Annotated in this window: 20 protein-coding genes; 6 read left to right on the top strand and 14 right to left on the bottom strand. The window is 70.5% G+C overall.

Annotation, left to right across the window (positions count from 1 at the left end):
- Window positions 1–3: 3 nt before the first annotated feature.
- From ABZX12_RS35425 to ABZX12_RS35400, 6 genes are all read right to left on the bottom strand, one after another.
- The gene (locus tag ABZX12_RS35425) at window positions 4–1,293 is read right to left on the bottom strand and encodes an SWIM zinc finger family protein (RefSeq protein WP_355699807.1); all 1,290 of its coding nucleotides are present in this window, start codon (window positions 1,291–1,293) and stop codon (window positions 4–6) included.
- Window positions 1,294–1,476: 183 nt separating this feature from the next.
- Window positions 1,477–3,756, bottom strand: a complete 2,280-nt coding sequence (locus ABZX12_RS35420) for an MFS transporter (protein ID WP_355699806.1) — start codon at window positions 3,754–3,756, stop codon at window positions 1,477–1,479.
- 306 nt (window positions 3,757–4,062) lie between these two features.
- Window positions 4,063–4,779: an amidohydrolase family protein gene (locus ABZX12_RS35415; protein WP_355699805.1), complete on the bottom strand. Its 717-nt coding sequence runs from the start codon at window positions 4,777–4,779 to the stop codon at window positions 4,063–4,065.
- Window positions 4,776–5,657, bottom strand: a complete 882-nt coding sequence (locus ABZX12_RS35410) for an SDR family oxidoreductase (protein ID WP_355699804.1) — start codon at window positions 5,655–5,657, stop codon at window positions 4,776–4,778. The genes ABZX12_RS35415 and ABZX12_RS35410 overlap by 4 nt, the downstream gene beginning before the upstream one ends.
- The gene (locus ABZX12_RS35405; RefSeq protein ID WP_355699803.1) at window positions 5,654–6,385 is read right to left on the bottom strand and encodes an SDR family oxidoreductase; all 732 of its coding nucleotides are present in this window, start codon (window positions 6,383–6,385) and stop codon (window positions 5,654–5,656) included. The genes ABZX12_RS35410 and ABZX12_RS35405 overlap by 4 nt, the downstream gene beginning before the upstream one ends.
- A gap of 95 nt (window positions 6,386–6,480) precedes the next feature.
- Window positions 6,481–7,413 carry a LysR family transcriptional regulator gene (locus ABZX12_RS35400; protein WP_355699802.1) on the bottom strand — a complete coding sequence of 311 codons (933 nt, stop codon included), beginning with the start codon at window positions 7,411–7,413 and terminating at the stop codon, window positions 6,481–6,483.
- A gap of 63 nt (window positions 7,414–7,476) precedes the next feature.
- Between ABZX12_RS35400 and ABZX12_RS35395 the strand changes: the two genes are divergently transcribed.
- The gene (locus ABZX12_RS35395) at window positions 7,477–8,538 is read left to right on the top strand and encodes a serine hydrolase domain-containing protein (protein ID WP_355699801.1); all 1,062 of its coding nucleotides are present in this window, start codon (window positions 7,477–7,479) and stop codon (window positions 8,536–8,538) included.
- Between the two features lie 29 nt (window positions 8,539–8,567).
- Here the strand turns inward: ABZX12_RS35395 and ABZX12_RS35390 are convergent, their stop codons facing one another.
- Window positions 8,568–8,744 carry a hypothetical protein gene (locus ABZX12_RS35390; RefSeq protein ID WP_355699800.1) on the bottom strand — a complete coding sequence of 59 codons (177 nt, stop codon included), beginning with the start codon at window positions 8,742–8,744 and terminating at the stop codon, window positions 8,568–8,570.
- Window positions 8,745–8,926: 182 nt separating this feature from the next.
- Here ABZX12_RS35390 and ABZX12_RS35385 point away from each other — a divergent pair, with 182 nt between their 5' ends.
- Window positions 8,927–9,418 (top strand): DNA polymerase ligase N-terminal domain-containing protein, encoded by a 492-nt coding sequence (locus ABZX12_RS35385; protein WP_355699799.1) that lies wholly within the window; start codon window positions 8,927–8,929, stop codon window positions 9,416–9,418.
- Here the strand turns inward: ABZX12_RS35385 and ABZX12_RS35380 are convergent, their stop codons facing one another.
- From ABZX12_RS35380 to ABZX12_RS35360, 5 genes are all read right to left on the bottom strand, one after another.
- Window positions 9,419–10,066, bottom strand: coding sequence for a nitroreductase family protein (locus ABZX12_RS35380; RefSeq protein ID WP_355699798.1), 648 nt, complete (start codon window positions 10,064–10,066; stop codon window positions 9,419–9,421).
- A gap of 13 nt (window positions 10,067–10,079) precedes the next feature.
- Window positions 10,080–11,039: a penicillin-insensitive murein endopeptidase gene (locus ABZX12_RS35375; RefSeq protein ID WP_355699797.1), complete on the bottom strand. Its 960-nt coding sequence runs from the start codon at window positions 11,037–11,039 to the stop codon at window positions 10,080–10,082.
- A 79-nt stretch (window positions 11,040–11,118) separates the two neighbouring features.
- Window positions 11,119–11,736 (bottom strand): L-threonylcarbamoyladenylate synthase, encoded by a 618-nt coding sequence (locus ABZX12_RS35370; protein WP_355699796.1) that lies wholly within the window; start codon window positions 11,734–11,736, stop codon window positions 11,119–11,121.
- A 53-nt stretch (window positions 11,737–11,789) separates the two neighbouring features.
- On the bottom strand, window positions 11,790–12,455 hold the full coding sequence (locus tag ABZX12_RS35365; protein ID WP_355699795.1) for a class F sortase: 666 nt from the start codon (window positions 12,453–12,455) through the stop codon (window positions 11,790–11,792).
- Between the two features lie 8 nt (window positions 12,456–12,463).
- Window positions 12,464–13,279: a DUF4397 domain-containing protein gene (locus ABZX12_RS35360; RefSeq protein ID WP_355699794.1), complete on the bottom strand. Its 816-nt coding sequence runs from the start codon at window positions 13,277–13,279 to the stop codon at window positions 12,464–12,466.
- A 218-nt stretch (window positions 13,280–13,497) separates the two neighbouring features.
- Between ABZX12_RS35360 and ABZX12_RS35355 the strand changes: the two genes are divergently transcribed.
- A complete protein-coding gene (locus ABZX12_RS35355) occupies window positions 13,498–14,262 on the top strand; it encodes a hypothetical protein (protein ID WP_355699793.1) in 765 nt (254 codons plus the stop codon).
- A gap of 4 nt (window positions 14,263–14,266) precedes the next feature.
- The gene (locus ABZX12_RS35350) at window positions 14,267–15,745 is read left to right on the top strand and encodes an MFS transporter (RefSeq protein WP_355699792.1); all 1,479 of its coding nucleotides are present in this window, start codon (window positions 14,267–14,269) and stop codon (window positions 15,743–15,745) included.
- A gap of 9 nt (window positions 15,746–15,754) precedes the next feature.
- Here the strand turns inward: ABZX12_RS35350 and ABZX12_RS35345 are convergent, their stop codons facing one another.
- Window positions 15,755–16,462, bottom strand: a complete 708-nt coding sequence (locus ABZX12_RS35345) for a DNA alkylation repair protein (RefSeq protein WP_355699922.1) — start codon at window positions 16,460–16,462, stop codon at window positions 15,755–15,757.
- A 14-nt stretch (window positions 16,463–16,476) separates the two neighbouring features.
- Window positions 16,477–17,220, bottom strand: coding sequence for an SDR family oxidoreductase (locus tag ABZX12_RS35340; RefSeq protein WP_355699791.1), 744 nt, complete (start codon window positions 17,218–17,220; stop codon window positions 16,477–16,479).
- A 197-nt stretch (window positions 17,221–17,417) separates the two neighbouring features.
- On the opposite strand from ABZX12_RS35340, the gene ABZX12_RS35335 reads away from it, so the two are divergent.
- Both ABZX12_RS35335 and ABZX12_RS35330 read left to right on the top strand, forming a co-directional pair.
- Entirely contained in the window at window positions 17,418–17,801 is a 384-nt protein-coding gene (locus ABZX12_RS35335) for an STAS domain-containing protein (protein WP_355699790.1), read from the top strand.
- A 52-nt stretch (window positions 17,802–17,853) separates the two neighbouring features.
- A complete protein-coding gene (locus ABZX12_RS35330; RefSeq protein WP_355699789.1) occupies window positions 17,854–19,584 on the top strand; it encodes an MBL fold metallo-hydrolase in 1,731 nt (576 codons plus the stop codon).
- Window positions 19,585–19,589: the final 5 nt, after the last annotated feature.

The raw sequence follows: 19,589 nt of genomic DNA, 5'->3' as shown, positions 1-19,589 counted from the left end.
CGGTCACAAGATCACCGGCCGGTCGTCACGCCAGCAGGTCATCGGGCGGAGGCCGGCGCGGTTCCATTCGCCGGCCACGGTGACCGGGTCGCCCGCCGACACGGCCAGCAGCTTCAGCGGATCCCACCCCGGCAGCAGTTCCAATCCGTCGCCGTCGCTGTCGACCAGCGCCCAGCCTTCGCCGTACGGTGCCGGGCGGACGTCCCGCAGCACCAGCGGCCAGCGCTCGTTCCACGGGTCGGCGGCGAGGGATTCGACGTACGACGCCAAGGCCTGGCGGACCGTGTGACCAGCTGGACGCGACGCCGGCCGGCGCGGATCGGTCTGGGTCAGGAGGGCGCGCATCGGCAGCGCTCCCGGGTAGAACGAGAGCGCGCCCGGGACATACTCGCCGGGGCGCGCGGGCAGCGGGTCCAGCGGACGCCCGGCGGCGGCGAACGTCAGAATCAGCCCGATCCGCCCGGTCGTTGCCCCGCGCAACCACACCCGGCGGACCGTGAGCCGCTCGTCCGGCTCGACCACCCGCCCGAGCATCAGCCAGTCGTCCTCGACCTTCTCACCGTCCGCGACCACGCGCGCGGTCTCGGTCGTCCAGCCGATGCGGCTCTGCACAGTGTCGGCCAGCGACGGCGGAAGATCCGCGAGGCGACCGTGCGCGGCCACGACCAGGTGGATCAGGGACAGCTCCTCGAGCAGTTCACCCGGCCAGCCGTGGCCGCGGCCGACGGCAGCCGCGGCCCGGCGTACCGCTCCCGCCACCCCCGGCGCCTGCGCGTCGACCATGCGGGCCGCGAGCCGGCTCAGCTCGGCGTACGCCCGCTGGTCGAATCCGCCGAGGCCCTGCCGGACCTGGTCGTCCAGCCAGCCGGCCAACTCCGCCAGGCCCGCCGACACCCGGTCCGCCCGCCGGGCGGCCCGCTCCTGTGCCGCGACGGGGTCGGCGACCTCGCCCGGCTTCCGCTCCGGCCGCTCGGCACGCTGGCTGACCCAGGTCTGCACCCAGTCCGGCTCGTCCGCCGGTGGCACCTCGCCTTTCGCCCACAGCAACAGCAGCCCGAGCGCGTGCTTGCACGGAAACTTCCGCGACGGGCAGGAACACTTGTACGCCGGGCCGCTCAGGTCCACGCCCGTCTGGTAGGGCTGCTTCCCACTCCCCTGGCACAGACCCCAGACCGCACGATCCGTAGCCCCCGCGCCCGACCACTTCTCCCCCCGAGCCAACCCTTGCCCGGCCTTCACCGACGCGGCATCAGGCGCGAGCCCCACCACCTGCTCCACGTCCCACAACCCCACACCCGCTCCTCACCCGATGCCGTACCCCGAAGCATGCCACCCCGCTCCGACATCCCTCCCGCCCGGCCACACGACCGGTCCTCCGCGGAATTTGCCTGGCCCACCAGCGAAGTTGGGGGTTCCGTACCCGGAGTACGGGTGCAGGACCCCGCATTTGGCTGGTCAGCCAGGCAAATTGGCTGGTCAGCCGAAGGGTTGGCGGTGGTGGGTCTCCTCGGGGTAGCCGTTGCCCGCGGCGGGCGCGTGCGTGGGCGGGAAGGTCTGGTGCGCGGCCTCGCGCCCGGCTGGCGCGGCCGGCGGGTGCGGGGTGCTGGAGAGGTTGTCGCGGATCGTGCCGAGCAGCCGCTGCTCGACGGCTTCGAGCTCGGCGATCCGGGCGCGGATCTCCGCTTCCTCCGAGCGGGCCTCGGCCAGCACCTGATCCGCCTCGGCCTGCGCGGTCGTCCGCAGCTGGTCGGCCTCCGTACGCGCGGTTTCGCGGAGGTGGTCGGCGGTGCGCTGGCTGGCGCTGAGGACACTCAGCTCGTACCGGCGGAGCTCGTCGACGAGCTCGCCGGCCGGGCGCTGCGCGTCGAGGATCGCGGCGGCGGGTTGCGGGAGATCCGCAGCGGGGAGCGTGTTCTCGAGCGCGGCGATCTGCTGGTCCACCCGGGTGAACAGGTCCGCGACGTCGGTCCGCATCTGCCGGATCGTGTGCGCGGCCGCCTGCACCCGTTCACTGGCCTCCCGCTCGCGTTCCCGCGCCGTACGCTCCGCCGAGGTGATCACGTCCAGCGCGACGACGGCAGCCCGCTCGGCCGGATCGTCGGAGATCTCCTGGTACGACGGGGCGCCGGCCTCGCCCTGGTCGTCGTTCCGCATCGCCACCGTCTGCCGGAGCGGGACCTCGCGGATGAACAGCACCGCGAGCAGACTCACCACGGCGGCCCCGGCGGCGATCACGAAGATCCGCCCGGTGGCGTCGCCGTACGCGTGCCGGACGATCTCCTGGACCGGGGCCGGCAACGAGTTCACGTCCAGCAGACTGCCCGAGCCGCCGGAGGCCGCGGCCGGGCCGAGGTCGCGCAGGTGCGCGGTGATCAGATCCGTCACCCGAGTGGCGAGGATCGCGCCGAGCACGGACACCCCGACCGCGCCGCCGAGGCTGCGGAAGAACGTCACCGACGCGCTCGCCGCCCCGACCTCGCTGACGTCCACCGTGTTCTGCACCGCGAGCACCAGGTTCTGCATCGTCATGCCCATCCCGATGCCCATGGCAAGCATCCCGAGCCCGACGTACCAGTACGGCGAGGTGTGGTCGATCGTCCCGAGCAGCCCGAGACCCGCGGTCAGGAACAGCGCGCCGATCACCAGGTACCGCTTCCACTTGCCGAACCGGGTGATCAGCTGCCCCGACCCGACCGACCCGAGGAACGAGCCGAACATCATCGGGATCGTCAGCAACCCGGCCTCGGTCGCGCTGTACCCGCGGGCCACCTGGAAGTACTGCCCGAGGAACACCGCGCTGCCGAACATCCCCATCCCGACCGCCACGCTCGCGACGATCGCCAGCGCCGTGGTCCGCTCCCGGACCACCCGCATCGGCACCAGCGGCTCGGCGGCCCGGGTCTCGACCACCACGGCCAGGATCGCGAGCACCGCCGTACCGCCCAGGTACGCGCCGGTCTGCCACGACCACCACGGGAAGTGCTCACCCGCGAACGACACCCAGATCAGCGGCAGGCTGGCCGCGCCCGCGATCAGCACCGCGCCGAGGTAGTCCATCCGGACACGACGCTTCACCACCGGCAGCTTCAGGAACCGTTGCAGGACGATCAGCGACACGACGGCGAGCGGCACGCAGACGTAGAAGCACCACCGCCAGCCGAGCCACGAGGTGTCGACGATCACCCCGCCGACCAGCGGGCCGCTGACGGTGGCGAGCGCCATCACCGCGCCCATGTATCCCGAGTACCGGCCGCGGCTGCGCGGCGGGATCGCCGCCCCGACGATCGCCTGCGCGAGCGCCATCAACCCGCCCATCGCGAGCCCCTGCAGCACCCGCGCCCCGATCAGGAACGGCACGTTGTGCGCGGCGCCGGCCAGCATCGAGCCGATCACGAACAGGATGATCGCGAGCTGCACGAGCAGCTTCTTGCTGATCAGGTCGGAGAGCTTGCCCCACACCGGTGTCGAGACGGTCATCGCGAGCAGGCTGGCGGTGACCACCCACGTGTACTGCGTCTGGGTGCCTTCGAGGTCCGCGATGATCGTCGGCAGCGCGTTGCTGACGATGGTCGAGCTGAGCACCGCCGTGAACAGCGCGGCGAGCAGTCCGGCGAGGATCTCCAGGATCTCGCGGTGCGAGAGCTCGGGGTCACCGGACGCGGCCGGCGGTGGTGCGGCCGGCGCGTCGTCGGCGTACCGCGAGCGGTACCGGGTCGGAGTGGCGCCGGGGGCCGGCGGGGTCTGGGTGGCAGACATCGGTTTCCGTTTCGTACGGCGGGAACGCTACGACCGGGGACGGCGACGTGCGCTGTCCTCGAGGCGGAAACGGCTGACTTGGGGTCCTCACCCAGCCCGGTATTTGGTTGCGACTACCAACTTTAATCCCGCACCGTCAGCGACCGCGCACCGGGAGCCACCAAAAGTTCTCCGATCAATTATGAGACGGAACCTCCTCGGAACGCGATTTCCGACGTACGATCCGGTGCTTGTTGAGTAATCAACACCCGGCCTCCGGCGGAGCTGTCAGGGCCCGCCGGAGGTCCTCACCCGGTTCGCTCTCGCCTAGGCGACGGCGCAGCAGTAGCCGCTGCCGCCCGCTGGGCACACTGGCGGCATCGTCATTCCGGAGAGCCGCTCGATGCGTCGAGCCAGCGGGGCCAGCAGTTCGCCGTCGACTACGTTGACCTGGACGTCCGGGTGGCGTGTGAGGACTCCGGTGAGTGCCAGGTCGGCGAGTGCCCGCGCGATGTCGAAGGGAAACTCGATCATCGCGCGGGGCCGGTCGAGGGCGACCTGGCGCCACTGCGGGGGCGAGGTCGGGTGCAGCAGCACCGTCGCGGACCTGTCGTTCAGCGTTCGCCACAAGGGTTCCCAGGACGGATCGCCCGGGTACTGACCGCCCGCGTTGCTGAGCAGGACGACACCGTCGGCGTGCAGCACGTCGTACGCGTAGCCGGTCTCGGCCACCGCGCCTTCGACGTCCGGCAGCGGCAGACTGGCGTAGAAGCCGAACCGTCCAGGATGGGCGCGCGCCAGCTCGGCCGCGGCCTCGTTCATCCTGCGGGACAGGACCTGGGCGCGGAAGTCGTCGCCGAAGTGGACGCCGGGCGACGGGACCGACAGGACCGCCTTCTCGGTCCCCGCCGCGTCCATCGCCGCCAGGTGCCGCCGGACCGACCACTCCGGCCAGCGGGACATCCCGTCCGGCCGGAGGTGGCCCGCCCGCTCCGCCGCCGCGACGTACTCGGGCAGCAGGAAGTGGGCGTGCCGGTCGATCACGCGGCCGGATGCAGCAGGTCGTCGAGGCCGACCCGGCGCAGGAACTCCGCGCGGATCCGGTCGGCCACCGCGTTCACCACGATCGCTCCGTCGTCGGACGGGTCGTAGCTGACCCGGAACGGCCGCTTGCCCTTCTCGGTGCCGACCACCTCGGCGATCAGCGTCGCGACCTCCGCGACGTCCGACCACTCCGGCTCGAGCTCGGCCAGCCGCTGACCCACCTGGTCCATCAGTCCGGCGTACTTCGTCTCGTAGGCCGCGACCACGTCGGCGTCGGCCGGCGTCCCGCTGTGCAGGAAGTGGTTGGTTCCGTGGGTGAACGCGCCCGGAACGACGATCGTCGTCTCGATCCCGAACCGGGCCAGCTCCAGCGCATAGCTCTGCGCCATGGCGTCCATCCCGGCCTTCGCGGCGAAGTAGGGCGCGAGGTACGGCGGGGTGCCGCCACGGGTGCTCGAACTGCCGACCCACACCACCAGGCCGTCGCGCTGCTCGCGCAGCACCGGCAACGCGGCACGGTTCAGCCGCTGGGTGCCGACGACATTGGTGTCGTAGAGGTCGAGCAACTGCTCCGGCGTGAAGGCCTCAGCCGGACCGGTGACCATGTGACCGGCGTTGTGGATCAGTACGTCGAGCCGCCCCTGCTCGCCGACGACGGTGCGCACCGCCTGCTGGGTGGACTCGTCGTCCGAGCTCACGTCGAGCCCGATCGGCCGGAGGCCGGCGCTGTACTGCTTGGCGTCGGCGGCGGCCGCCGCGTTCCGGCCGGCGATGTCGCGCATCCCGGCGTACACGGTGTGTCCGGCGTCGGCCAGGGCCCGGGCGGTCAGGGCCCCGAAACCACTGGACGCGCCGCTGATCAGAACGACCTTGCTCATGCTGCCGAACCTCCGTTGGCGTAGATGACCTGGCCGTTGATCCAGCGCGCCGGGCCGGCCAGGAACGCGATGATCTCAGCGATGTCCTCGGGCTGCCCGAGCCGCTCGAGCGGCGGCTCGGCGGTGATCCGGTCGATCAGCTCCTGCGGCTTGCCGTTCAGGAACAGCGGCGTCGCGGTCGGGCCGGGGGCGACCGCGTTGACGGTGATGTTCCGGCCGCGCAGCTCGCGGGCCAGGATCAGCGTGATCGCCTCCACGCCGCCCTTGCTCGCGGCGTACGCCGAGTACCCCGGGCGCGCGAGCAGCGTCAGCGAGCTGGAGATGTTGACGATCGCGCCGCCGTCGCGGAGCCGCCGGGCAGCCTGCTGGTCGACCACGAACGTGCCGCGCAGGTTGGTCCGGACGACCTGGTCGAACACGTCCAGGTCGAGCTCGGCCAGCGGCGCCAGCGGCATGATCCCGGCCGCGTTGACGACCACGTCGACACCGCCGAACTCGGCCTCGGCCCGGTCGAACAGCGCGCTCACCGCGGTCGCGTCGGCCACGTCGGCCTGCACCGCGATCGCGCGTCCGCCGGCCTGCTCGACCTCCTTGACGGTCTGCTCGGCGCCGGCCCGGCTGCCGCCGTACCCGATCACCACGGCGAAGCCGTCGCGGCCGAGCCGGACCGCGGCCTCGCGGCCGATCCCGCTCGACGCGCCGGTCACGATCGCCACTCGTTCAGTCATCGTTCCTGCTCCTGATCTCGATGTCGTTGGCTGCTGACATCTCGATCGTGCGCCGTCCGATGGATCAAATCCAACGAATCAAAACGATGTGAAGATCAATTCTGTTGATCCAAGTCCCGGCCGAGTTCGGTGCCGGGCGGCTGGTTCAGGTGACTGCCCACCAGGCCGAGCAGGGCGCGCAGGGCGGCCGTCGGCTTCCGCCGCTTCAACGTCGCCATGTACAGCGACCACTGGAAGGTCTCGTCCGCGATCGGCACCGCCCGGAGCGCGTCGACGTCCGCGACGGCGTACGCCGGAAGGATGCCGAGGCCGACCCCGTGGGACAGGAACTGCACGCCGTTCTCGATGCCGATCGCCTCGACGACCACATGCCGCTCGATCCCGGCGGCCTCGAACTTCTGGTCGATCAGCGTCCGCGTCCCGAAGCCCGGCGGGAAGTCCACGAACGCCTCGTCGGCCAGGTCGGCCACCCGCACCGACCGCCGGCGGGCCAGCCGATGCCCGACCGGTACCGCCAGCACCTGCGGAACCCGCAGCAGCTCCCAGGCGGTCAGCTCGCGCGGCACGCTGCCCTGCGCGACGCCGAGGAAACCGACGTCGATATCGCCGTTCCGGAGCCCGACGACGACGCCGGCGGACCCTTCCGGCTCGACCCGCAGCTGCAGCTCGACGTTCGGATGCCGCCGGCGGAACTCGCCCGCGGCTGCCGGCAGGTCGATCAGCCCGAGCCCCGGCAGCAGTCCGACGCGCACGCGCCCGCGCATCCCGGCGCCCAGCTCGTCGACGACGTCCCGGGCGCCCTGGACCGCGTCGAGCACGGCGAGCGCCTCCGGGAGCAGCGCCGTACCGGCCTCGGTCAGCACCACCCGCTGGGCGTTGCGCTCGAACAACGTCACCTTCAGATCCTTCTCCAGCGCGGAAATCGCCGCACTGACCGCGCTCTGCACCACATGCAACCGGCGGGCGGCCAGCGTGAAGCTCCGCTCGTGCGCCACCGCCACGAAGTACTCCAGCTGCCGCAGTTCCACCAGCGCAGTGTGTCAAAAGATCCACCCGGTCTCCGACGTACCCGCGAGAGAGAGGATGGACGGATGGATCTTCAGGACCAGGTACAACGGCGGATCGACGAGCTGGCCGGGACCGAGCTCGGTCTGCAGGTCGCGGTGTACCGGCAGGGCGAGCTGGTCGTGGACGCGGTCGCCGGCGACGGAGTCACGCCCGAGACGTTGTACTTCGCCGCGTCCACCGGAAAGGGCGCTTCCGCGACGGTCGCCAACGTACTGGTGGATCGCGGAATCCTCGACTACGACCGGCCGATCGTCGACATCTGGCCCGAATTCGGTGCGCACGGCAAGGAGAGGGCGACATTGCGGCACGTGCTGACCCATTCGGTCGGCCTCCCCGCGCTGCCGCCCGGAACGACCCGGACAGGGCTCCCCGAACAGGCGGACCGCCTCGCCGCCACAGAGCCGTGGTGGGAGCCGGGCACGAAGATGACGTACCACGCCGAGACGTTCGGGGTCCTGGTCGGCGAGATCGTCCGGCGCGCGACCGGCCGGACGATCTCCGACGTACTGCGGGAGATCCTGACCCCGCTCGGCATGGAGGAAAACGTGTTCTTCGCGCTGCCCGGAGGCCAGCGGCACCGGCTCGCGCGGCTGGTGGAGCCCGAGGGCGCGGAGGAGACGTTCGCGATGCTGGCCGGGATGTTCGAGCAGGTCGTCCCGCGCGCGCTGCAGCCGCGGGCCGCCGACCTGAACCGGCCCGAGCTGCTCGCGATCGAGGACGCGTCGAGCGCGATCCTGACCGCCCGCGGGATCGCCAAGCTGTACGCCGCCCTGATCGGCGAGGTCGACGGAGTGCGGCTGGTCCGGCCGGAGGCGGTGCCGGTGATCACCGGACCGGCCCTGGTCGCGCAGGACGAGTTGCTCGGCAATCCGGCGACGCTGGCGCTCGGCTATTCGATCGGGCGGTTGGGGTCGAGCGCCGACGAGAGCCCGGCGACCATCGGCTGGCCGGGCATGGGTGGCAGCGCCGCCTGGGCGGACACCCGCTCAGGCGTCACGTTCGCGTTGACCCGGACGCTGTTCGACCCGAGTGGGTCGGCGTCCGCGATCGAGATCGGTAACCTGGTTGCGAAAGCTCTTTGCTGAAACCCCTTACCTGTAAGGGTTTTCAGCTTTCAGGACTCGCGGACCTGGTGCTGGTCGATCCAGACGAGATGGCCGTGGTGACTGACGAGAACCTCGTCGGTCCCGGCCGCTCCGGTCCGGCGGCCCAGCTCCTGACCCGCGATCCAGCGTCCGCCGATGCGGATCTGTACGGCGATCGGCCGCGCCGGTGAGGGGGCTACGGGCATGGCACCTGCTTCGTGACAGGGGCGGATGATGGAGGAGAGTGTGGAGGGCTGGTTGCTCAGCCAGAGGCCAGCCTACAACCGCCAGATGACAGACCGTTAGCGGTAACTCGAATTCATCAAGGAGCCCCGTTGACTCAACTGACTGCGCGCCTCCGGCGCGCTGGGTCATGGGGCTGTGACCCATGACCAGGCCGATCTTCGTCGTGCAGCTGCATGATGCCCGGCGCCTGCACTACGACGTACGGCTGGAAGTGGACGGGGTGCTCAAGTCGTGGGCGGTGCCGCGCGGACCGTCGCTGGACCCGATCGTGAAGCGGCTCGCGGTGTTCACGAGCGATCACGACCTGGAGTACGCGTCGTACGAGGGCGTGCATCGCGACGCGCAGTACGGCAGCGGTGCGGTGATCGTCTGGGACGCCGGCGTCTACACGAACCTGACCCGCGACGACCGGCAGCAACTGGTCGACCCGGCCGAGGCGATCGAGCGCGGACACTTGAAAGTGCAACTGCACGGCGTCAAGCTCAACGGCGCCTGGGCCTTCACCCGCACCGGCGGTGACTGGCTCCTGGTGAAGGTGAAGGACGCCGACGCCGACCCGGACCTCGACCTGACCGTCACGGAACCCCGGTCGGTCCTCAGCGGCCTGACCATCGAGGAGATGGCGGCGTCCTGATCACCAGCCGTCGATGTGCAGGACGTCGTCGAGCGGCTGCCGGGCCGCGGGCTTGAAGTCGGTCCCGATCGTGTACGCCGTCGGGATCAGCACCGTCTGCCGGATCTCCTCGGGCAGCCCGAGCAGCTCGGACACCTCCTGCTCGTAGGTCAGGTGCAGCGTGGTCCACGCCGTACCGAGGCCGCGGGCCCGTGCGGCGAGCATGTAGCTCCACGCCGACGGCAGGATCGAGCCCCACAGCCCGGCCTGGTTCCCGGCCGGCAACTTCCGCACCTCCAGGCAGGGAATGACCAGCACCGGCACCTGCCCCATCCGCTCGCCCAGGTAGGCCACGCTGTCACCGACCCGGCGCTGGACCGGCCCGCGCTCGGGATCGTCGGCGTGCAGCCTGCCCGCCGCGCCCGGTCCGGCCAGGTACTGCTCGACGGCCCGCCGGTAGTACTCGCCGACCGCGGCGCGTTTCTCGGCGTCCGTGATCACCAGCCAGTGCCACGTCTGCCGATTGCTGCCCGACGGAGCCTGCAACGCGATCTCGAGGCACTCCCGGATCAGCTCCATCGGCACCGGCCGCTCGAGGTCGAGCCGCTTGCGGACGGTGCGGGTCGTGGTGAGCAGCTCGTCGGGGTTCAGATCGAGTGTGTAGGTCACGCCGGACAGTGTGTCAGCAGACGTAGGTGCTGTTCGGGTGGACCTTCTCGCAGTAGCGGACGTGCAGGTGGTTGTCGTGGGCCGGCCACTGCTGCGTCAGGCCTTCGCTGATCAGCGTCGGGTCGTTGAACCAGATGTACTTCACATGGCCCGGCGCCGCGGCGCGGACGGCCTGGATCAGCTGGCGGGTAGCGGCCCGGTCGTACGTCGTGGACTCCCAGGTGATCCGGCCCGCGGTGCACTGGCCGTTGTCGGTACGGATCGGCCAGATGTCGATGTCCATCCCGTTGTCGTGGCTGGCGTGGCCGGGGATGTCACCGCCGTGTTCGAAGCCCGCGTCGCCGTACGGGACCTTGCCCTGGCCGGTCGACGCGAACGAGCGGGCCGCGGCTTCCATCTGCGCTACCGGCGCGGCGGCTGCCCAGTTGGCCGCCGTACCGTTTCCGTCCGGGTCCTGGTCGCACAGGTTCGCGCTGAAGTCGGGGTAGTCGTAGTGCCAGGCAAGATTGCGCCAGGTGATCGGACCGACGATGCCGTCCGCGCCGATGCCCGCATGCGACTGGAACGACACGACCGCGTCGCGGACCGCCGTACCGAAGACGCCGTCGACCGGGAGGCTGAGGCGGCGCTTCGCGTTCAGCTCGACCTGCAACGCCTTCACCGCCGCGTTGCTGTCACCGGAACGGAGCGTCGGCGTCAGCGCTCCCCATGTCTGCGGTCCGACGACCCCGTCGACGCCCAGGCCCTTGGCGGTCTGGAACGCCTTCGCGGCCGTGACCGTGGTCGCGCCGAAGACACCGTCGGCGTCGACCGACTGCCCAGCGTACTGCAGCAGGAACTGGATCGCCTGGACGTCGGCGCCGCGGTTGCCGCTGCTCTGGGTCGGGAAGAAGGCGTTGGCGTAGGCCTGCGCGGAGGCCGGCATCAGCGCGGTGAGGAGCAGAACGGTCAGGGCGAGCAGAGCACGTCGCATGAGTCCCTCCGGGGCGGGTGAGGTAACTGACTAACGCTCACCCGCCACCATCAGGCAGTTTCTTGCGAATCGCAAGGGGTCACTCGAACGGAGCCGGGTCTCCCGCGCCCACCCGGACCACCTCGGGGCCGTCCTCGGAGAAGTCCACGACCGTGGTCGGCTCGGTGCCGGCCTCACCCTCGATGACCGCGTCGATCTGGTTGTCGAGCTCTTCCTTGATCTCCCACCCCTGCGTCATCGGCTCCTCGTGGCCCGGGAGCAGCAGGGTGCTGGAGACCAGCGGTTCGCCCAGCTCGGCGACCAGCGCCTGGGTGACCACGTGGTCCGGGATCCGCACGCCGACGGTCTTCTTCTTCGGGTGCAGCAGCCGGCGCGGCACCTCCTTGGTGGCCGGCAGGATGAACGTGTAGCTGCCCGGCGTGGCCGCCTTGATCGAGCGGAACACCGCGTTGCTGATGTGCACGAACTGACCGAGCTGCGCGAAGTTCTCGCACACCAGGGTGAAGTGGTGCCGGTCGTCCAGGTGCCGGATCGTGCGGATCCGGTCGATCCCGTCCCGGTTGCCCAGCTGACAGCCGAGCGCGTAGCAGGAGTCGGTCGGGTACGCGATCAGCCCGTCCCCACGCAGCAGATCCACCACCTGCCCGATCGACCGCCGCTGAGGGTTCTCCGGGTGGATGTCGAAATACCTGGCCATGACGGCCGAGCTTAGGGCATGTCTCCCGACCCCACGCCGTCGCGAGCAGGTGCTCACTGGGCGAGGCCGATCGGCTCGGCGGTCACCACCAGGTTGTCCTCGTACCCGCCGCGTGATGCGTCGTACGCGCCCGTGCAGGTGATCAGTACCAGCCGGTGGTCGACGGTCTGGTCGAAGGCGCCGCTCTTCGTCGCGAGCGCATCCTTCCGGACGGACACGACCGAGACGACCCGGTACGACGCCGTGTGGCCGGAGCCCTGCAGTGCGACGACCTCACCGCGCCGCACCTCGGGCAACCGGGCGAAGAACCCGAGCCCCTCGGTCTTGCTGTCGACATGCCCCGCCAGCACCACCGAGCCGAACGGATCACCCGCCTCGGCGCCGCCGTCCCACCACCCGACGTGCTGTGCCGTCGGCACCTGGAGTTGGCCGGCGACCGTCGTCGCCGGGAGAACGGACGCGTTCGCGCCGCCCGGCAACACGATCCGTTGCGGCACGAAGCGGATCCGCTGACTCGGCGCCGGCGTGCCGATCCGCCCTGGTGGCGCCGCCGGCGGTGTGGTCGACAGCGGCGTGGTCGACAGCGGCGTGGTCGGCTCGGCGACCGGCGGCGGACGGCCGACCGTGAAGCTGAACGTGGCCTTCGGCGAAGGCGTCGCGCTGCCCGCCCCGGCCGCACAGCCGGCCAGGGCGAGACAGCACAACGTCGTACCGACCAACTGCCGCTTCAGCGACGAACCACCTTCCGGCCGGTGACGACCGCCACGCCGAGAGCGGCGAGGAACACCACGACCCACAGACCGGACTGGCCGGCAGAGCTCTGCACCTGGTTGAGCCCTGCCGCCTGCCCGCCGGTTCCGGTGTTCACCACACCAGGTTTGTCCGACCCGGTGGCCGGAACCTTGATCGTGCCGAGCGCGACGGTCATCGTCTTCTGCGCCGGGGCGCCGATCGCGAACACCCGGGTCAGGTACCCGGCCTGAACGGGCAGGTCGAGCGGACCCAGAACGACCGGCGACGTCGCGCCGGTCGGCACGATGTCGACCTTGTAGGTGGCGGCCGGAACGACCACGTCCAGGGATTCCCCGTTCGCGACGTTCTGGAACAGCACCTTCCCGTTCACCCTGATGTCGGCCGGACCGACGGCCGCGTCGTGCGCGACCCGCAGACCGCCCTTGTCCTTCGGCACCGCGGTCAACTGGTTCACGTACGTCGTGATCAGCGGCGCGCCCGTCGGCGACACCGGCTGATGGATGACGACGTCCAGGCTCGCCCCGGACCCGGCGGACACCTCGCGCTGGATCACCAGCTTCCCGTTCTGCCGGACGGTCACCATCCGGTTCCCGGCGGCCACCCCGAACGGCCCGACGAGCTTCCCGCCGGCCACCCCGGTCGCGACCTGACGGCCGTCGACGCTGATGTCCAGGGTGCGCCCCGGCAGGCCCTGGACGAAGTACAGGTTCGCGCCCGCGGCCGCCTCGGCCGGCGCGGTGAGCAGCGCCGGGGCCGCCGCGACCAGGACTGCCAGCAGCAGCGGAAGCATCCGCCGAATTACCGGACCGTGAATTCTCGATACGTCACTGTTTACCGCCCGGGATTGCCCGGGCACACTCCGTCCCCGCATTCTTCTCCCCCTCCGAAGTTCATCGGAAAATAGCGTCAAGAATTGCCCGCCCCCGAGAATTGGGGCGTATCGTATGCGGAAGTCCGACCCGATCGCCAGGGGAAACGGTCAGGTCCGTTTTGGGGGGCGGTGGCCGCGTGGCAGGACAGGGGCGTCCCGGGTTCCTCCCGGCCGGCACATCGGGGGCGGAGGAACCCCGGCGCACCGGCGCCAGATACCTGGCGGTGGTCGCGCTGCTGCTGGGGTACGGCGCGACCGCAGCGTGTTCGGGCGGGTCCGTCGAGCCGGCGGCGCCGAGCCCGGGCCTCGGCACCTTGCCGCCGTCCGCCCCGGCCGCCCCGAACACGACGCGGACACCGGGCACCGGACAACAGACCGCGGGGATCAAGCTGACCGCCGTGCCGCGCCCGGACGGATCGTTCGACGTCACCGAGAACCTGATGTTGCCCGAGGCCACCGACATTCTGCCGCTGCAGGTGCCGGCGACCGGTGAGCACCTGCCCGGAATGATGGCCCGGACGACGCCGCGGGTGACAAATCTGAAAGTGCTCGCCGACAACCAATCGGTGCCGCTCGGGAACACCACGCTGACCGCGTCCGACTACATTCCGTTGACGGTCGCGGCGACCCGGATCCAATTGACGTACCGGCTGTCCGGCTCGACGGTGCTCGCCAGCCCGTCGGAGTCGACCCGGGCCGGGGCGGCCATCCGGCCACTGACCGCCGGCGTCGAGAACACGCTGCCGACCGACCTCACCGTCACCAGCGGACTGCTCAACGCGGTCTGCCCGCTGCTGACCGAGACCCGGTGCGCGGTCGGCGATCCGCCGCACCTCGCGATCCGGTCCGGGATCCCGGCGGACAAGGCGCTCGTCGTACTGCAGCTGGATCTGCCACGCTGACCGTATGACTGAAGAGCGGATCGCCCTGGGTACCGCGCGGGGCCGGTGGGTGCTGGCCGCGACGGCGCTGGGCTCGGGGATGGCCTTCCTGGACGGGACGGTCGTCAATGTCGCACTGCCGGCGATGGGCGAGGACCTGAACGCCGGTATGGCCGGTCTGCAGTGGATCGTCAACGGCTACATGTTGATGCTCGCCTCGCTGGTCCTGCTCAGCGGCTCGCTCGGCGACCGGCTCGGGCGGCGGCGGACGTTCGTGGTCGGAGTGATCTGGTTCGCGGCGGCCTCCGTCGTGTGCGCGGTCGCACCGAACCTCGAGGTGATGATCGCGGGCCGCGTCCTGCAGGGCATCGGCGGCGCGCTGCTGACACCGGGCAGCCTGGCGATCCTGCAGACCACCTTCCAGCGCTCCGACCGCGGCAAGGCGGTCGGCGCCTGGTCGGGCCTGACCTCGGTCGCGGCGGCCGTCGGTCCGTTCGTCGGCGGCACGCTGGTCGACCGCGGCTCCTGGCAGCTGATCTTCCTGCTCAACGTGCCGCTCGCACTGGCGACCGTGCTGGTGACGCTGCGCCACGTCCCGGAGACCCGCGACGAGGAGGCCGCCGGCAAGCTCGACATCAACGGCGCGGTCCTGGCGACACTGGGTCTGGCCGCGCTCACGTTCGGCCTGATCAGCGCCGGCGACCACGGGTTCGGCGATCCGATGGTGCTGACCAGCCTGGTCATCGGAGTCGTCGCGTTCGCGGCATTCGTCGAGGTGGAACGGCGCGGCAAGTACCCGATGCTGCCGCTGAGCATCTTCGCCAACCGCCGCTTCACCGCCGCGAACCTGGTCACCGTCGTCGTGTACGGCGCGCTCGGCACGGCGACGTTCCTCGTCGTGGTCTACCTCCAGACCGCGTTGCACTACTCCGCCCTCTGGGCCGGTGCGTCGCTGCTCCCGATGACCGTCCTGATGCTCGTCCTGTCCGGGTACGCCGGGGGCCTCGCCGACCGGATCGGCCCGCGCATCCCGATGACCGTCGGGCCGCTGCTGATGGCGGGCGGCTTCCTGCTGATGTTGCGGATCAACACCGGCACGAGCTACTACAGCGCCGTACTGCCTGCCGTCGTCCTGCTCGGGCTGGGCCTGGTCGCGACCGTGGCGCCGCTGACCGCGACCGTGATGGCGTCGGTCGAGGACCACCACGCCGGGATCGCGTCCGGCGTGAACAATGCCGTGGCACGGACCGGGCAGCTGATGGCGGTCGCGGCCATCCCGATAGCGGCCGGCATCACCGGCGACACCTATCTCGATCCCGTTGCCTTCCACAACGGATTCGGCCGGGCGTTGTGGATCTCCGCCGGGCTGGCGGCGGCCGGCGGCGTGATCGCGTGGGTGACGCTGGGCGAGCGCAGCAAGCTGCGCGAGCCGCGCCCCGTCGAGCACCATGTGCATTGCGCACTCGAGGCCCCGCCGTACGCACAGAGCCGGACGCCGAACTGATTTGTCGACTTATCGCGCGAGATAGGCCTTCCGGCTGTCCGGGTCGAGACGCTCGATGGCGTAGCGGAGCATGGTGCGCGGCATGCGGGTCGCGTACCGGTCCAGGAAGGCGCGCAGTTCCTCCTCGGACACCCGCTTGCCCGCCTCCCGCAACATCCAGCCGGACGCCTTGTGCACAAGGTCTTCCGGATCGTCGAGCACCTCGGCCGCCAGTCTGTAGGTGTCGGCGGTCTGTCCGGCGCCGATGAGGTACTGCGTGGCGACGAGCGCGATCCGGCGTTCCCAGAGCGAGCTCGAGCGGACCAGTGTGTAGAGCGGGTCCCGCGGCTTGTCGAGCAGGTATCCGCCGACGATCTGGGGAGCGCTGCAGTCCACCAGATCCCAGTTGTTGATGTGCGGCGTACTGCGCAGGTACAGCTCGTAGATGGCGGCGAGTTCGTGCGGGTCCGCGGTCCGCGGCTTGAGACTGCGGGACGCGCGATCGGCCAGCAGGCAAAGGACCGCGAGGCGATGCTCGTGCACCGGGCTGGTCAGCGCCTGCTCCAGCTGAGGCAGCGGCAGATCGGCCCGCAGGTACGGCTTGAGGATGCCGCGGATGGTCGAGAGCTTGACGCCGATCATCCGGTCGCCGTGGCCGTACCCGCCGGGCTGGAGCTGGAAGTAGCGCGTGAGAACCTCCGCCACCGCAGGGTCCGCTGCGGCGTCGACCTCGGCGATCAGGCTCGTGGTAGTCAGACCAGCATCCCTCCGGTCGCACGCAGGTTCTGCCCGGTCATCCAGCGGGCGTCCGGACCGGCGAGGAAGGCGACCACGTCCGCGACCTCGGCCGGCTCGCCCATCCGGCCGAGCGCGGTGATGCCGACCAGCGCCTCCTCGGCCGCGGGCGGGTTGTGGTCGTGGAACATGTCGGTGTCCGTCGCGCCGGGCGACACCGTGTTGACGGTGATCGCGCGCGGCCCGTACTCCCGTGCGGCGATCTTCACGAACTGCTCGAGCGCGGCCTTGCTCGCGGCGTACAGCGAGATCCCGGGGCCCGGCAGCACGGTGTTCAGCGTCGACAGCGCGACGATCCGGCCGCCGTCGGGCAGCACCTGGCCGGCGCGCTGGATCGCGAAGTACGGACCTTTGACGTTGGTCGCGAACAGCTGGTCGTAGTCCTCGACCGTGACGTCGGCGATCGGCTTCACCAGCGCCTGCGCCGCGTTGCAGACGAAGATGTCCAGCGTCCCGGTCGGCTCGGCCGCCTGGGCGAACAGCTCGTCGATCCCGGACAGGTCGGCCTGGTCCGCCCGGACGGCGATCGCCCGGCCGCCGGCCGCCTTGACCTGCGTCACGACATCGGCCGCGGCCGCGTCACTGCTCGCATACGTGAAGGTCACCACGGCGCCGTCCGCGGCGAGCCGTCGTACGATCGCGGCGCCGATGCCCCGCGACCCTCCGGTGACCAATGCAGCCTTGCCATCGAGAACGCCCATACCGCTTTGTCTATCACCGTTGCGGGTCCGACGTTTGCTTCAACCCGGAGCGCTTGCAGCCGGGAGGTCACGCTCCGGCGTCCATCGGTGGCAGACCCGTTGTGAGGCTCGCAGGTTGGGGCATACGGTGGGAGCGCAGGGCAGTTCCATTTCCGCCAGGACCCGCGTTCGTGGCGCTACCCCGGGGGAGAACCCGCGTGACCAGCCACCCAGAGCCGCGGGACGGCGAGATGATCCGTACCACCTTCGACGCGGTCACCGAGGTACTGGCGCCCGACGTCCTGCTGGTCCGGATGTCCGGCGAGATCGACATCGCGAGCACCGACTTCGCCGCCGAGGCGATCCGCGCCGCGGTCGCACCGCCGGCCCGGCTGGTCCTGATCGACGTGTCCGCTGTGACGTTCTGCAGCTCGGCCGGCCTCGGCAACCTCGTCGAGGCCCGCAACCTGGCCGGCGAGCACAACATCACGCTCGCCCTGGTCGGCGTCGGGCGCCCGATCGACCGTCCGCTGACGATCACCGGTCTCGGCGGCCAGTTCCGCATCTACGGCACCGTGCCCGAGGCGCTCGCCGATCTCTGACGGCTGCGGCCGGAGTGGAATCGATTCCAGGTCTGCCCTTAGGGTGCTGGATGTGATCCTGCACGCCATCGAAGACACCTGCCTGGTGTACCTGCTCGTCGACCCGTCGACGAGGACGGCCGTGGCGGTCGATGCCGGCAGCGGGCGCTGGCTCGACCGGCTGTCGTCGTACGGCGTGGACGCGGTGTCCGACGTGCTGGTCACGCACCACCACCGCGACCAGGTCGAAGGGCTCCCGAGGCTGGCGGCTGCCGGAGCGCGGATCTGGGTGCCGGAGAACGAGGCCGACCTGATCGCGGACGCCGATCATCACTGGCAGCGACGAAACCTGGTCAACAACTACGATCTGCACACGGACCGGTTCTCGGCACTCTCGTCGGTGCCGGTGGCCGGGGTGATGAAGGACTACAGCACCGCGCAGATCGGCCATCTGTCCGTCCGGACACTGCCGACCCCGGGCCACACACCGGGAAGCGTCAGTTACCTGATCGACGGCTATGCCTTCACCGGTGACCTGATCCACAGTCCGGGCAAGGTGTGGTCGGCCGCGGCGCTGCAGTGGTCGTACGTCGGGATGGAGGGAGCCGCGATGACCATGGCCTCCCTGATGCAGTTGCTCGACCACTCACCACGTGCGCTGCTGCCCAGTCACGGGTCCCGCATGGACGACCCCGCCGCGGCTGTGCACAAGACCTGCGCGGCCTTGCAAGACCTGATCACCGTGCGCCTCGGGACGCCGAGCGGCCTGCTCGACAAGCTCGAAGACCCGTACGTCGAGCTGAGCCCGCACCTGTTGATGAACCGCACCAGCGAGTCGCGCAGCTATGTGCTGCTGAGCGACTCGGGCACGGCGCTGCTGATCGACTACGGCTACGACTTGACCACCAGCATCCCCACCGGCGGGCCGCGGCACGTCGTCCGGCCGTGGCTGCCCAGCCTGCGCGCGCTGCGACGCGACTACGGCATCGACCGCGTCGAGGTCGCGATCCCGACGCACTACCACGACGACCACGTTGCCGCGTTCAACCTGATGCGGGACGTGCACGGGACCGAGGTCTGGGCGTCCGGGCCGGTGGCGCACGTCTTGGAGAACCCGACGCACTACGACCTGCCCTGCCTTTGGTACGAGCCGATTCCGTGTGCGCAGCACGTCGACCACGGTGCTGGGATCCGGTGGCGCGAGCACGAGCTCACCATGTACGCCCTGCCCGGCCACACGCTCTACGCGTCGGCGATCGGGTTCGAGGTGGACGGCCGGCGAGTGCTGGCCACGGGCGACCAGCAGACCGGTAGCTGGTCACCGGACGGCGACCCGGAGATCCCGAACTTCCAGTACGCGAACGCGTTCGCGGCCGAGGACTACGCGGCGTCGGCCGCGCTCTACAAGCGGCTGCAGCCGGAGCTGATGATTTCCGGTCACTGGGATCCGCGGCCAGTGACCCCGTCGTACCTGGATGAGCTGGTGCGGCTCGGTGACGAGGTGGCCCGGGTGCACCGGGCGCTGTTGCCACCGGACGACCCGGTGTTCGCGGGCGCGGTTCGCATCTCGCCGTACCGGGTGCAGGCGGTCAACGGACAGCCGTTCACCGTTCGGGTCAGTGTGCCGGCGGACCTCGTCGTACCTGCCGGCTGGGAGTGCCGCCGGGTCGGCACGAGCGAGTTCGCCGTCGTCCCGCACGTGACCGAAGCGGTACGGCGGGAGCGGATCGCGGCCGCTGTCACGCGGGACGGGATGTATCTGGGTCAGCTGGCCGAGGCCCTGGTCGACGTACGCCTTTCGTGAAGGGA

Origin of the sequence: Kribbella sp. NPDC003505, assembly GCF_040610875.1 — a bacterium.
Lineage (GTDB): Bacteria > Actinomycetota > Actinomycetes > Propionibacteriales > Kribbellaceae > Kribbella.
Note: the sequence above shows the minus strand (reverse complement) of the source record. Positions and strands in the feature narration are given on the sequence as shown.

What these genes read in the sequence shown, in the direction of transcription:
- ABZX12_RS35420 (WP_355699806.1), bottom strand. Translation starts at nt 3,756, where the DNA reads ATGTCTGCCACCCAGACCCCGCCGGCCCCCGGCGCCACTCCGACCCGG.
- ABZX12_RS35410 (WP_355699804.1), bottom strand. Translation starts at nt 5,657, where the DNA reads ATGAGCAAGGTCGTTCTGATCAGCGGCGCGTCCAGTGGTTTCGGGGCC.
- ABZX12_RS35405 (WP_355699803.1), bottom strand. Translation starts at nt 6,385, where the DNA reads ATGACTGAACGAGTGGCGATCGTGACCGGCGCGTCGAGCGGGATCGGC.
- ABZX12_RS35395 (WP_355699801.1), top strand. Translation starts at nt 7,477, where the DNA reads ATGGATCTTCAGGACCAGGTACAACGGCGGATCGACGAGCTGGCCGGG.
- ABZX12_RS35390 (WP_355699800.1), bottom strand. Translation starts at nt 8,744, where the DNA reads ATGCCCGTAGCCCCCTCACCGGCGCGGCCGATCGCCGTACAGATCCGC.
- ABZX12_RS35385 (WP_355699799.1), top strand. Translation starts at nt 8,927, where the DNA reads ATGACCAGGCCGATCTTCGTCGTGCAGCTGCATGATGCCCGGCGCCTG.
- ABZX12_RS35375 (WP_355699797.1), bottom strand. Translation starts at nt 11,039, where the DNA reads ATGCGACGTGCTCTGCTCGCCCTGACCGTTCTGCTCCTCACCGCGCTG.
- ABZX12_RS35370 (WP_355699796.1), bottom strand. Translation starts at nt 11,736, where the DNA reads ATGGCCAGGTATTTCGACATCCACCCGGAGAACCCTCAGCGGCGGTCG.
- ABZX12_RS35360 (WP_355699794.1), bottom strand. Translation starts at nt 13,279, where the DNA reads ATGCTTCCGCTGCTGCTGGCAGTCCTGGTCGCGGCGGCCCCGGCGCTG.
- ABZX12_RS35350 (WP_355699792.1), top strand. Translation starts at nt 14,267, where the DNA reads ATGACTGAAGAGCGGATCGCCCTGGGTACCGCGCGGGGCCGGTGGGTG.
- ABZX12_RS35340 (WP_355699791.1), bottom strand. Translation starts at nt 17,220, where the DNA reads ATGGGCGTTCTCGATGGCAAGGCTGCATTGGTCACCGGAGGGTCGCGG.